The organism is Sorangium sp. So ce726, from assembly GCF_051521405.1.
Lineage (GTDB): Bacteria > Myxococcota_A > Polyangia > Polyangiales > Polyangiaceae > Sorangium.
On the sequence record NZ_CP150349.1, the window covers coordinates 4,847,209 to 4,860,014 of the forward strand.

Here is a 12,806-nt window from a genome sequence, read left to right on the forward strand (position 1 = left end):
GCCGTGGCGCGAGAGCCGACGCGGGCGCGAGAGTGAGTGCGCGGGGAGCGCTGCGGTGCGGGCAGCGACGCGGGGGCAGGGGCTCGAGCGAGGGAAGGCATCGACGCGAAGGCAGAGGCAGGGAGACCCAGGCCCGAGGTGCGAAGGCGCGCGGGGCCAGCGAGCCAGCGGGCGACGAGAAGCCGAAGCTGGGGCCGCGAAGGGCTGAGCGGGCGAGGTGTATGCTGAACCGAGGGGGAGATGCAATCTCCTGCCGGCAGCGTCGAGGAGGGGGAAGGAGAGGAGGGAGACGGGAGAGGGAGTGGTGAGGGAGACGGGACGAGGGGGAAGAGGCGCTAGCGCTTGACCTTCTTCGCGAGCAGGTCACCCAGCGTGCCGAAGTTGCGAGGCGCAGGCTTGGCGCCCTTGTCGTTGCCGCCGCCGGAGCGCTCGCCCTTGGCGTACGACTCGAACTGGCCGCGCTCCTCGTCCACGCGGAGCGCGGAGATCGAGAGGCGGATCTTGCCGGACTCGTCCACGTTGAGGATCTTCGCCTCGACGTCCTGCCCCACCGTGAAGTGCTTCTTCAGGTCGGCGGAGCGAGGCGTCGCCGTCTCGGCCGTCGGGACGAGACCGCGGCCCGAGCGGCCCGAGGTGCCCGCGATCTGGACGAAGACGCCGTAACGCTCGATGCCCGTCACCTTGCCCTTGACCCGCGCTCCCTCGACGAGCAGGGGCGCGCCGCCCGCGGCAGGCGCGGCGACCGCGAGCGACGACCCGCCGTCGCCGTCGCCGCTGGCGCGCACGACGACCGGCGTGAGGCGCACCTGGCCGGTGCCCGAGTCGACGCCGGCGACCACGGCCGAGACGCGCGAGCCGACCTCGACGCGGAGCTTGCCGTCGCCGTCGGCGAGCGCGACGCGCTCGAACATGCCCTCCTGCTTGCCGCCAAGATCCGCGAAGACCGCCTCGCGAGCGATCGCGACCACGGTCACCTCGACGGTCTCACCCGTGTGGTACTGGCGGCGACGCTGCTTGCCAGCTCCTTCGGACTGCTCGAAGAGCGAAGCGAACGATTCCTTGGAGGCGGCGGAAGGGCGTGACGACGACATGGCGCGACCTCATAGCGCGAGGCGAGGGCGCGAGGAAGGCGGCGGTGAGCGGGAAGCGAGGGGAGAGGCTGGAGGATGGGGCGGGAGAGGGAGGGAGCGGGAGCGGAAGGAGGGGGAGCCGGGGGGCTGGGGAGAGGACGGGGAGGGCGGAGAGCAGGGAGGCGGCGGGAACGGAATGGTGGAACCTGGCGGGGGCTTCTGCTAGGTTCCGCGGCCGCTGAATCGGGTCGATAGCTCAGTCGGTAGAGCTGCGGACTTTTAATCCGTAGGTCCAGGGTTCGAGTCCCTGTCGACCCACCAAGTAACTACGCGGAACTGCTGACCTTTCCGACCAGCATCCCCGCCTGTTCCAGGTTTTCGCCACGGACTGCCCCGACAGGCGGCGCGTCGAGCGGCACGGCATGGCGGGGGGGACGCCCTCTGGACCGCGACGCGGGGAGCGCATCCTGCCCAGGACGCACAGCGCGGGGGCGTCAGCGAGCCGCGTGAGCCGCACATCGCGAAGGCGATGGCGCTGCAGCAGTGCGGCAGCTGGTCGGCGGTCGGTTCGAGCCGCGCAATCGCGAGATCGTCCAGCGAGCCCGTCTTGCCGTCTCGGTCGCGAGCCAACGTCTCGATCCCTCGCGACGCGCGCGCTCGAAGAACACTGGGTCCGGCGGACTCGATTTCGTGTGCCTCGCCCGAGACTGGCCACCGCGGATCCAGCGCCTGCGGCGGCGATGGTCGCAGGTGGACCGGGGTCCGGTGCACTTGACTCGACTGCGGCGCATGTGGTCCAAACAATGGGAATCCCCGGGAAACGTGCGCGTCGGGCGCGCCGCGGGACGAAGGGGTGGCGCCATGGCCGAAGAGCAACGCTGGTTCGATGACCTCCCCGTGATCGGCCGCCTCCCCGCCGCAGAACGGGCGGCGGTGCTCCGTGAACTCGACCCGCCGCGGGACGCCGAGGTGCGGGCCCAGGCGAAGGGGTTCTTCTCGTCCGTGCCAGACCCGTGGGAGCATACGTCGCACGCCTTCGGCTTCCTCCCGCCGGGGGTCTCTGCGCCAGGCCTCGTCGAGGTGAAGCCTGCAAGCCAGATCGAGGCCGATCCTGCGCTGAAGAACGCGCGCATCGCCGTACGGCTCGATCGCCTGCGCGTCGCCGCGTACCCCGGCCGCGGGGTGCACCGGATCCTCTTCGATTTCTATGCCCGGAACCAGCGGGCAGGCGGAGAAGACGATCTGCACTTCAACATGGTCCTCCGGGCGCAGCAGGGGCAGAGCGCAGCGGTGGTGGGCTACCCCATCTTTCTCGGACTGGGCGTCGGCGACGGCGGGGTGGGCTTCCGCTGCCATACGGTCAACGTCAAGAACGAGCAGGATGAGGCGCTCCTCGGCGTCCTCGAGTCGGACTCCATGCGGCAGGGACTTCAGCTCCTCGCCACCGTGCAGCCCGCGCTGGGTCCGCTCTCGACGATGGCTGTGGGGATCACCCGCGCGCTGGCGGGCCGCCACCGCAACGTCTCGGTTCAGGATTTCTACCTGGGGCTCGATTTCGGCGCCTCGGCGACCGGCGCACGGCTTCGCGAGGGCACCTATTTCGCGGTGCAGGCGCCAGAAGAGCTCACCGCGTCGTGCTGGGAGCAGTGGGCCTACAACGCGCAGGCCCAGCACCTCGTGGAGCGCGACAACCCGACGGTCCCCATCGCCCACAACTACATCGCGTTCAGCGTCTCTCGGTATCAGGCGCAATGAGCGCGGCGTTCTCGAGCGGGTACGCGTTGCTCGTGGGGACAGGCGGCGACCTCCCCGTCACGGCCAGGGACGCCGAGGACCTGGCCGCGCTGCTGCGAGACCCCGCGCGCGCCGGCTACTCCGAAGACCAGGTCGATGTGCTCACGGGCCCGCAGGCCACGCGGGAAGGCATCCTGGCGGCGCTGGACCGGCTGGCTCAGCGTACTCTGGGCGATCCGGATGCAACGGCGATCATCTATTATTCAGGGCACGGCGGTCGCTTCGGGCCTTCTGCCGCCCTGGCGAGGTATTACCTCTTGCCTCATGGCTGGGATGAGGCGCGCCGCGACGAGACAGGTGTTTCGGGCGAGGAGCTCACCGCGCGCCTCCGCGCTGTGCCCGCGAAGCGCTTGCTCGTGCTGCTCGACTGCTGCCACGCCGCCGGCCTGCCGAGGCCCAAGGACAGCGCGAGCTTCGCGAAGGAGGGCCTGCCGGAGCTCGATGGGCTCCGCAGCGGCGCGGGGCAGATGATCCTGACCTCCTGCCGCGGAGACGAGAAGTCGTACATCCGGCACGGCGACGCCAACAGCGTGTTCACGGCGTGCCTCCTCGAGGCGCTCGAGGGCAGAGCGCCGTCGTACTTCGGGTTCGTGTGGGCGCTCGACGTCGTGAGCTACCTCCTTCGCGAGGTCCCGGGACGCGCGCCCGCCCCGCAGCATCCTGTGCTCAGCTGGGCCGACAGGACCGAGAGCTTCACGCTGTGCCGGGTGCCGTCGGTGAAGGGCGCGGCGGCGCCATCGCCGGCGCCCGCGTGGAGGCGCAAGCGCATCCAGCTGGAGATCGACAGCCTCATGCCGGCGTTCGAGCTCCGGCGCACCCTGATCGGCCGGCTCAGGACCGCCCGCGCGCTCTCCACCGACCCCACGGAGCAGCTGCGGATCGAGCGTCAGATCGACGACGCCGAGCGCACGGAGGAGTCCGATACGCGGCGGCTCGATCGCCTCCACGCCGAGCTCGGCGAGGCCTAGCGGCGCGAGGACCGGGGTGATCGAGGGCCTGCTCCAGTCCACCATCGACAGGATCTTCGAGATCCTGAAGCGGCTGCGCGCCGAGCACGTGCTGGTGCGCCCGGACCAGCAGCTCGCCCTCGAGCGCCGGATCCGGGAGCTCGAAGACACCGTCCGGGAGCTCGAGGAGCTGCTCGCCGGGCTCGACGCGCTGCTCGCCTGCTGCCTGGACCGCGACGAGCACCTCCGCGACCTGCTCACGAGGGAAGTGCGCCTCCGCGCGGCGCACGCCGAGAGCGCCGACGAGGCCGCGCGGCTCCAGTACGAGGGACAGATCGTGGCGCTCAGGTCCGAGCGCGACGGCGTCGCGCGGGAGCAGTTCGCGCGCGTCATCCGGGCGCTCGACTTCGCGCGGCAAAGATCCGAGTTCAAGCGGCGCCTGGACACGCACCGGCTCGCGTCGGTCCTCATCCAGGGCGACTCCGAGCACGGCCTGTACTGGCTGTCCCACCGGCTACGCGACCTCGTGCGCCCCGGGAAGCCGATGATCCTGCGGCACTCGTTCCGCGCCGCCGCCGTGGATCAGACGCTGAACGGCCTGCTCATGGGGCTCAAGCGCCAGCTCCGGCCGAGGGGCCAGGAGGCTGATCTCACGCGCTGCGTGGTCGACGAGATCTGCAGGCTCTGGCCGCAACAGAGCGTCGTCCTCGTCCTCGACAACGTCGACCAGCTCGGCCCCGTGGGCCTCACTGCCCTGCTGGATGGCCTCTGGTCGCCGCTGGTCGACGCCGTGGAGGCCCGCGCGCGGCCGCCGGGGAGGACCTGCATCGCCGCCTTCCTCCTCCACCATGCAAACCCGCCGGGCGGTCTCTCCGCGCTGGCCCGACAGGAAGCCTGCCCCCGCAGACCGCTTCGCATGGATCTCCCGCGGTTTGATGGACGGGTCCTCGAGGAGTGGATCAACGCGCACATCACGGGGGGCGTCCCGCCCGACCTGAACGATCCCGCGTTGCTTGTCGACATCGTCGAGGACTGCGCCGGCGTGCCGTGCGACGTCGTGGACGAGCTCTGCCGGCGGTGGCCCTACGATTGGTATAGCCAGAGCGATCTCCAGAAAGAGTGGTTCCAGCCATGAGCCAGCCCAGACGATCCTATCAGGGGCGTGAGCCAGCGCCGGGCGGGAGCCTCGGCGTCCGTCCCTACATCCCCAGCCCGGAGCTCGTGGAGGCGGTGCGCATCGCGCAGCTGCTCGAGCGCCCGCTCCTGCTCAAGGGCGAGCCCGGCTGCGGCAAGACGCGCCTCGCCGGCGCCGTCGCGGCCGAGCTCGGGCTGCCCTGTTTCGAGTGGCACGTGAAGTCCACGAGCCGCGCGCGCGACGGCCTCTACACCTACGATGCCGTGGGCCGCCTCCGCGACGCACAGCTCGTCGCCGCCCGCCTCGCCGAGCCGCGCGATGACCGCAGCTACGTCCGCCTCGGCCCGCTGGGCCAGGCATTCCTCTCCGAGCAGCCGGCCGTGGTGCTCATCGATGAGATCGACAAGGCCGACATCGATTTCCCGAACGACCTGCTCGTCGAGCTGGATGAACGGCGGTTCCGGATCGACGAGATCGACGAGGCGAAGATCGCGAAGCACGCCCCGCTCGTGGTGATCACCAGCAACGACGAGCGCGATCTACCCGACGCGTTCCTGCGCCGCTGCGTCTTCCACTACCTCGAGTTCCCGGGGGAGCAGCAGCTCGCCACGATCGTCCGGGCCCATTATCCCAGGCTGCAGCACGACCTCCTCGATGCTGCGATCCGGCGGTTTCGCGAGCTCCGCGCGAGGATGGCCGCAGAGAAGGGCGAGGGCGGCAAGCGCGTCGGTACGAGCGAGCTGCTCGACTGGGTGCGTGTGCTCGCGGATCGCCCGGAGGACGAGGCGCTGCGCCTGCTCGCGGGGACGCTGCCGTTCCCCGGCGTCCTCCTCAAGAGCTGGGAAGATCACGCGCGCTTCGCGAAGCGCGCGGCCGACGAGGGCGCGCGGTGAGCGGCGGGGCAACGCCCTCGTCCGCGCCGCCGCTCGCCGTGGACGATCTGCCCCTCGTCGAGCTCTTCGAGGACCTGCGCGAGGCGGGGCTCCCGCTCGGCACCCGTGACTACCTGGAGCTCCTGCGGGCCCTGCGGATGGGCGAGGGGCTCGACGACACGAGGGCGCTCCTGCGCCTGTGCCAGCTCCTCTGGACAGGGACGCGCGAGGAGGCCCGATTGCTGGAACGCCTCTTCGAGCGGGCCGTCGACGCGGCCGCGCGCCGGGTCCGGCCGGCGCCGGAGCTCTCCGCCACCGAATCCCAGTCCCAGCCCACGCCGCCGGCGCCAGAGCCGGCACAGCACGCCGGTGCCCCGCCGCCGGCCGCGGCGCCGGCTCCCGCCACCGCGCCCGAGGCGCCCGAGGTGCGCCCACCGCCGGCGCGCGGCCGCGCGCTGGAGCTGGCCATGGCGATGCTCCGTGGCGCCCCAGGCGAGGTCGAGCCGACCGCCCTGCGCCGCGCGCTGCCGGACGAGTACTTGCCCGTTAGCCCCCGGCAGATGCGGCAGGCGTGGCGCCGCCTGCGCCGTATGGAGCGCCGGGGCCCTCGCACCGAGCCCGATCTCGACGCCACCCTCGCGCAGATCGCCCGCGATGGCGTCTTTCTGGGCCCAGCGCTCGTGGCGCGCCGGACCAACGTGGAGCGCCTCCTGCTGCTCGTGGATCGCCACGGCTCCATGACGCCGTTCCAGGTCGTGACCCGCCGGCTTGCGGAGACCGCTCGCCGGGGGGGCCGCCTCGCGCACGTGGGCGTCTGGTACTTCAACAACACGCCCTTCGAGCTTGACGCAGGGCTCGCCGTCCACGCCGAAGGACCGGGGAGCGAGCTCGTCCTCCTGCGGAACGTCCTCTCTGCCGGCACCCGCGCCGTCACCGGCGCGCTCATCGTCAGCGACGCCGGCGCCGCGCGCCGCAACTACGCCACCGAGCGCATCGAGGCCACCCGCCGCTTCCTCGGCGAGCTGCGCGGCCAGCTCCGGCGCGTGGCCTGGATCAACCCCGTCCCGCGCGATCGATGGCCGGGCACCAGCGCGCAGGCCATCCGCGCCTTGGTGCCCATGTTCGAGGCCGATCGCGCCGGCCTCGACGCGGCGCTCCGGGTGCTGCGCGGCAGGCGCCCCCACCCGCACGGAGGCCGCTGAGGTGCAGCCCGCGCCCGGCCGACGAGCGCGCCCGGACCGCGTGTCGCGGCTCCTCGACGCGTTCCGCGCGCGCTTCGGCCCCGCGCACGAGCTGTTCGCCTGCCATGCCGCCTTCCCCGCGGCGCTGACGCCGGAGCTCGCTTATCAGCTCTGGGCAGCCTTCCGGGCCGACGTCCGGGGCCAGCCCCTCGGGGTCCCCTGGATCGCGGTGGCCGACCTCCTCCTGTCCTCGCTCTGCGCGGAGATCGGCGAGGAGCTCTACGAGATGGCCCCCGACGTCCGCGCCGCCCTGCGCCGCCGGCTCGCCGAGGAGCCGCGCCTGGGACTGCAGCGCGTGCAGGAGCTCTCCGGGTTCCTGTTCGACGCCGCGGCGGCGGCACTGCACGCCGACGACGCCTACGACCGGACCCTCGCCCAGACGCAGCGCCTGACGGCGCTGGCCTACAGCGCGCCTGCGCAGACCGCGGCGCTGCTCGTGAGCATGCTGGCGGAGCTCGGCGCGGACGATCTCTCGTCGTGGATCCGCCTGGCCTCGCTGATCGAGGGCCTGGCCGAGCCGCTCGCGACCTTCCCGGTGCTGTTGCAGTTCGTGCGGGCGATGGCGGCGTGGGGCCGGGGGGAGCCGCACCCGCTCGCGGAGTTCGTGGAGGAGCATGGCCCTGCGACGGAGGTGGCCGGGGTGCGTATGGCCGTGCCGTTGCCGGTCGAGGCGGTCGAGGCGGCCGCTGCGCTCAAGGCGCTCCGCCAGGACGATCGGCCGGCGGAGCCGTGGCGTGGGCTGTGGGTGCTGGTTGCGGGCACGGGGAACTTCTCGAGCCGGCCGCTCGATGACGTGACGATCTCGGCCGCCGAGGCGCTCGGCCAGGCGCTCGCCGACGCCGACCATGCGCTCCTGACGGGCGGATTTCCCGGAGTGGACGAGATCACCGCGCGCGCGTTTGCCGTACAGGTCGAGCGGCACGGGCGGCCGGTCGAGGAGCGCCTCCTGCACGTGGTCCGTCGCAATTCGCAGCCCGTCTTCCGGGGGGGCCGCACCATCGAGGTGGCGGATTCCCCGGGCGACGCCTGGACGCGAGAGGTGCTTCGCCGGTGCGACGCGCTGGTCATCGTCGGGGGCGCCGAGCTCGTGGCGGAGCTCGCGGCCGCCGCGCAGGAGCGGGGCAGGCCGGTGATTCCGCTGCCATGGACGGGCGTCTTGCCGCACCAGCTCGCCGAAGGAATGCGGGCGCACTCCGGGGGCGCGGGCGTGCCCCTGACCACCCAGGCGCGCGCACTCCGGATGCTGGAGGGGGGGCCTCGGTTTCGATCGGACACGCGCTTCTTCGTCGATCGAGCGATGGCCGTGCTGGCGCTGCAGGACCCTGCCGCGGAGTGGGCGTACCGCGGCCTCGCGCGCGGCCTGGCGCGACTCGTAGGAAGCCTGGACCTGGACGTCGCCGACCCGTCCCCGATCCGGTCGTACATGGCCGAGCTGCTCGCGGCGGCCGACGTCGAGGTGCTCGACACCTTGGAGGAGCCGGAGCCAGCGATCCCGGAGATCGAGGCGGCCCTGCCGGCCATGGCCCCCTGGCTCGTCGCTGACTGGGTGAGGCTTGAGGGAGCGAAGGGATGGCCCGGGCGGGAAAGGGCGCTCGCCCTGCTCACACCGCTGCTCGCGCGGCACGCGCAGCCGCTCGCTCGTGCGGTGATCGGCCGCGCCTTCGACCACGGCGCAGACTCCATGTCTCCCGCGCCCGAACTCGCCCCCTCGCATCTCGCCTGGATCGTGGCGACCCGGCACGTCCTCGGGCCCGACGAGCATCAGCGCTGGGTCCAGGACATCGCCGTCCGCTGGGCGGAGGCTTACCTGACGGAGCGGTTGCCGACCGAGGGTGACCGTATCGTCCACGGCATCGTGCGCGCGCTGCAGGCCGCCGAGCTCGCGCCGCGGCTCGAACTCGTGCTCCCGTTGCTGGATTCCGAGCACCCAGCAACGCGTGTTGCAGGATACCTCGTCTGCCGCACGTTCGCTCTCCCTGTCTCGGCCGAGGCGCTGGACGTGTGCCTGCAGCTGGAGCGACGGGAGGTGGAGCAACGCGGCGCTGCGAGCGCGCTCCGGCAGCTCCTCGCCTGTTACGAGACGCTGCCCGGGCTCGACGAGGGCACCCCATCGCGACGTGCGGCGTCGGGGCTCGCGCGGACGGCGCAGCAGCTCGACGTGCAGGAGCGCGCCGATCCGGACGGCAGGTATCGTCAGCGCGTCCGAGAGCTGCTGGCGGGCCGGTTCAAGGCGGCACGGACGCTGCTCGAACGCCTCGACGCGAGCGCGAGGCGATACGAGGAGATCCGGCGCATCACGCCAGGAGGCACTTCGCGGACGGCGCTGCTGGACGAGCTGGTCGGCGAGATACGCAAGACGCTCCAGGGCGCGCGGCTCACGCCCGAGGAGCTCTCGGCGAGGTTTGATGCCGGCGGCGATGGAGATCGGATCGTCGCGATCGCCGGTGTGCTCGAGACACCGGATCCTGCGTGCTTCGATTTTGTGCGGCGGGGCATCGATCCATCGTGCTCCGCTTTCGAGCAATACTGGGCGATCATCGCTGCTGGGCGCTTGCTGAAGAAGCTCGATCGTCGCTCGCTGGAGGCGCTTCGCGCAGCCCTGGAGCATCAGATGAGCGGCGCGCCCGGGACGCGGCTCAAGCAGGATGGCCTGGCTCGCCGCGGGGTTGCGCACGACCTTCTGCAAGGCATTCAGGACACGCTCGGAGAGGCATCGCGCAAGACGCCGGTGCCCCCGTCCGAGTCGCCGGCCCACCGTCCGCGGCTGGACATGGTGCCCATCCCGCCGGGGCGGTTCTGGATGGGCAGCGACGCGGGGGAGCCCGGCGCGTTCGATGACCAGCACCCGCGCCGTGAGGTGGTGATCGCGGCGTTCCAGATGGGGCGAGTGCCGGTGACTCAGCGGCAGTACCGGGAGGTGATGGGAAAGAACCCGAGCTCGATCGCGGGCGATGAGCTGCCCGTGATCAACGTGAGCTGGGAGGACGCAATCCGCTTCTGCAACGCCCTGTCCGAGCGGGATGGCCTGACGCCGGCATACCGGGTTGATGGCGGCGAGGTCCACTGGGACCGCAGCGCTGAGGGCTACCGCCTGCCCACGGAGGCGGAGTGGGAGTATGCGGCCCGGGGGCACGATGGCCGGATCTACCCCTGGGGCAACGCGCCTCCTTCCGACCAGCTCTGCTGGGATGGGGATGACAACGAGCTAGGGCGCGGCAAGCGCGCCGGCCCGAGCCCTGTCGGGATGTATCCGAGCGGCGCTTCGCCATTCGGTCTCCTGGACATGGCAGGCAACGTCCTGGAGTGGTGCTGGGATCGCTACGGTCCGTACCGGAAAATGACGGATCCCGAGGTCAATCCGACTGGCCCGGTGCAAGGAGAATTTCGTGTCCTGCGCGGGGGGTCGTGGTTCAGCATGAGCCCTGTGTGGGTGCGCGCCGCCGACCGCGAGCATCATGAACCGTCATGGCACGGCAGCCGCGTTGGGTTTCGCTGTGCACGCGGATCCGGGGAGCCAAGGTGAGGGATGTCAAGCGACAGCAACGGCGAGCGAGCTCGTCTTGGCTTGCCCCAGCCAGGGCATCCGGGGCCATGGCGCCATGCCCCTGGATTGCCGCTCAGGGGCGGTACCGCGGATCGTCGAGGAAGGCGGGATCGGTCAGCGACCGCAGGAACGCCACCAGATCGGCCTTCTCGTCCGGTGAGAGCCCCAGCTCCTCGATCTGCGGATCGGTGGAGACATGGCCCAGCCCGCCGCGATCGTAATGGTCGACCACCTCCTCCAGCGTCGCCAGCGATCCGTCGTGCATATAGGGGGCGCTCGCCGCAATGTTCCGCAGACCGGGCACCTTGAATTTGCCAAGGTCTCCCGTGCGTCCGGTGATCCTTTGCCGCCCGACGTCGCCGCCATCGCGGTAGGTGCCGTTGTTGAAGAAGCCTTCGTTGGTGAGCATTCCGGATGGATGGCAATGGAAGCAGCCAGCCCGCTCGGTCAGGAACAGCGCCTCGCCGCGGCGCTCGGCGTCACCGAAGCTCGTGTCGTCCCCGCGCTTGTGCCGGTCGTAAGGGCTGTCGGCGCTGACGATCGAACGGAGGAAGCTGGCGATGGCCTGGCGCAAGGACTCCTCGCCGGGAGGCCTGCCATAGGCATCCTTGAACGCCTTCACGTAGGCGCCATCGCCGGCGACACGCGCGACGGCCTCGGCGAGCGGTAGATCCATCTCGTCGGGGTGCTCGATGGGCTTTCCCGCCTGCTCTTCCAGGGTGGCCGCGCGGCCATCCCAGAAGAAGCTCTCGCGCCAGGCCAGGTTCACCAGCGCGGGCGCGTTCCGCTGTCCCAGGCGGCCGTCGACCCCCCGGGAGACGGGGGCAGGATCGGCGAAGGCGTACTCGGGGTGATGGCAACTCGCGCACGCTACCTCGCCGGTGCGAGAGAGGCGCCTGTCGAAGAAGAGCCTCTTGCCGAGCTGCGCCCTCGCCTCGGTGAGCGCGTTGGCGGCCGGCGCTCGGGCCGCGGCGGTGCGCGCCGGAAACCCGGCGGGGATGGCGTCCGTGACGAGCGGCAGCAAAGGTCCAGGGGCCGCCGGCCCGTCGTCGCCGCATCCACCCGCAAGGAGCAGCGCCGCCAGGCCGATGGCCCCGCCACGGTTGAAGCTCGGCGTCACGGACCGAAGGCGAACACCGTCAGGTCGGGGAGGCCGCGCCGCAGGCGTTCACCCGCGAGGAGCTCGTCTCCCACGGGCCCGGGCGGCGGGACGAACCCGGTCAAGTCGACGTCCGCCGTGGCGCCCCCGAAGATCTCGTCCATGACAACCCGGACGACCTTGCCAGTCGAGCCGCTCGCGGGCACGGACAGGGCGCCTCGTACCTCGACCCTGGGGGCGAGATCCGTGACCAGGTTGCCTCCCATGTGGACCGCCGGCGGAACCGTGGCCGTCTCTCCGTCCGGATCGACGGGCTCCCCCTCGGCCGGCGGAGCCACCGTGCCCTCGTAGCGCAGGAAGAGGTGGCCGGTGTGCGGCCACGTCATCTGGGAGGCTTCCGCCAGAGGCGCGACGCTCGTTTCGGGCCGGGAGCTGTTGCAGGCCTGGTACAAGCCCCAGACAAAGCTGACGCCTTCATAACTGCCAGCCGGAGCGCGCAGCCGGAGCGTGGCCGAGCCCGGGTCCTCGGCGTTGTAGAAGTGGACCCCGTAAGGGGTGGAGTCGCCGTCCGGGCCGACGATATCGACGGGCACGAGATCGCCGTCCGCCCCGATCAGCGCCGCGTGCGAGACGTAGAAGCGAACGTTGAGCGGCGTGACCGTGCCGCCGTCCGGCGCGACGTTCGGCTCGCCGAACAGGAACGGCTGGCCGCCGAGGACGAGCTCGAACGCGAGCTCGACGAGGGTGCCCTCGGTCCTGATGGACGCCGGCTCCTCTGCGCAACCGGTAGGCCAGCTGGCCTCGGCCTGGCCGCCCGCGCCGCCCGCGCCGCCCGCGCCGCCGGCGTTGGGTTGCCCGGCCGCACCGCCCGTGTTGCTCGCTCCACCGGACCCGTGGGGCTCGCTGCCGCCCGCCCCGCCGGTCCCGGACGCCACTTGCTGATTCGAGGACGTGCCGCAAGCGGCCGCGGCGCCCAAGAGCAACCCGATCAACCGGAACAAGCCAGGAGATTTCATCGTGGGATCGAGTGTACGCGATGACGCACCACACCGGAACAGATGACGCATCGCCGGGATCTTGCTGGGCGAGACGCGATCAAGGCTC

Annotated in this window: 9 protein-coding genes and 1 tRNA gene; 7 read left to right on the forward strand and 3 right to left on the reverse strand. The window is 71.5% G+C overall.

Going from position 1 to position 12,806, the window contains the following annotated elements; translation table 11 throughout:
• Nucleotides 1–335 precede the first annotated feature (335 nt).
• The gene (locus WME79_RS18105) at nt 336–1,091 is read right to left on the reverse strand and encodes a S1 RNA-binding domain-containing protein (RefSeq protein WP_437537281.1); all 756 of its coding nucleotides are present in this window, start codon (nt 1,089–1,091) and stop codon (nt 336–338) included.
• Nucleotides 1,092–1,315: 224 nt separating this feature from the next.
• Here WME79_RS18105 and WME79_RS18110 point away from each other — a divergent pair.
• The 7 genes from WME79_RS18110 (at nt 1,316) to WME79_RS18140 (ending at nt 10,582) form a co-directional block, all read left to right on the forward strand.
• Nucleotides 1,316–1,391: transfer RNA gene (locus tag WME79_RS18110), tRNA-Lys, on the forward strand.
• Between the two features lie 540 nt (nt 1,392–1,931).
• The gene (locus tag WME79_RS18115; RefSeq protein ID WP_437537284.1) at nt 1,932–2,825 is read left to right on the forward strand and encodes a hypothetical protein; all 894 of its coding nucleotides are present in this window, start codon (nt 1,932–1,934) and stop codon (nt 2,823–2,825) included.
• The gene (locus tag WME79_RS18120; RefSeq protein ID WP_437537287.1) at nt 2,822–3,832 is read left to right on the forward strand and encodes a caspase family protein; all 1,011 of its coding nucleotides are present in this window, start codon (nt 2,822–2,824) and stop codon (nt 3,830–3,832) included. The genes WME79_RS18115 and WME79_RS18120 overlap by 4 nt, the downstream gene beginning before the upstream one ends.
• 16 nt (nt 3,833–3,848) lie before the next feature.
• Complete coding sequence (locus WME79_RS18125) at nt 3,849–4,946, forward strand: hypothetical protein (protein ID WP_437537290.1); 1,098 nt, start codon at nt 3,849–3,851, stop codon at nt 4,944–4,946.
• Nucleotides 4,943–5,839, forward strand: coding sequence for an AAA family ATPase (locus WME79_RS18130; RefSeq protein ID WP_437537293.1), 897 nt, complete (start codon nt 4,943–4,945; stop codon nt 5,837–5,839). The genes WME79_RS18125 and WME79_RS18130 overlap by 4 nt, the downstream gene beginning before the upstream one ends.
• Entirely contained in the window at nt 5,836–7,020 is a 1,185-nt protein-coding gene (locus WME79_RS18135; protein WP_437537296.1) for a VWA domain-containing protein, read from the forward strand. The genes WME79_RS18130 and WME79_RS18135 overlap by 4 nt, the downstream gene beginning before the upstream one ends.
• Nucleotides 7,021–7,060: 40 nt before the next feature.
• A complete protein-coding gene (locus WME79_RS18140; protein ID WP_437537299.1) occupies nt 7,061–10,582 on the forward strand; it encodes an SUMF1/EgtB/PvdO family nonheme iron enzyme in 3,522 nt (1,173 codons plus the stop codon).
• A 94-nt stretch (nt 10,583–10,676) separates the two neighbouring features.
• Here WME79_RS18140 and WME79_RS18145 read toward each other — a convergent pair whose 3' ends face one another.
• A complete protein-coding gene (locus WME79_RS18145; protein ID WP_437537302.1) occupies nt 10,677–11,723 on the reverse strand; it encodes a cytochrome-c peroxidase in 1,047 nt (348 codons plus the stop codon).
• On the reverse strand, nt 11,720–12,718 hold the full coding sequence (locus tag WME79_RS18150; protein WP_437537304.1) for an MbnP family protein: 999 nt from the start codon (nt 12,716–12,718) through the stop codon (nt 11,720–11,722). The genes WME79_RS18145 and WME79_RS18150 overlap by 4 nt, the downstream gene beginning before the upstream one ends.
• Nucleotides 12,719–12,806 lie beyond the last annotated feature (88 nt).

Excerpts from the sequence above, each read along its gene's own strand:
- WME79_RS18115 (WP_437537284.1), top strand. The coding sequence starts at position 1,932 with ATGGCCGAAGAGCAACGCTGGTTCGATGACCTCCCCGTGATCGGCCGC.
- WME79_RS18130 (WP_437537293.1), top strand. The coding sequence starts at position 4,943 with ATGAGCCAGCCCAGACGATCCTATCAGGGGCGTGAGCCAGCGCCGGGC.
- WME79_RS18150 (WP_437537304.1), bottom strand. The coding sequence starts at position 12,718 with ATGAAATCTCCTGGCTTGTTCCGGTTGATCGGGTTGCTCTTGGGCGCC.
- WME79_RS18120 (WP_437537287.1), top strand. The coding sequence starts at position 2,822 with ATGAGCGCGGCGTTCTCGAGCGGGTACGCGTTGCTCGTGGGGACAGGC.
- WME79_RS18105 (WP_437537281.1), bottom strand. The coding sequence starts at position 1,091 with ATGTCGTCGTCACGCCCTTCCGCCGCCTCCAAGGAATCGTTCGCTTCG.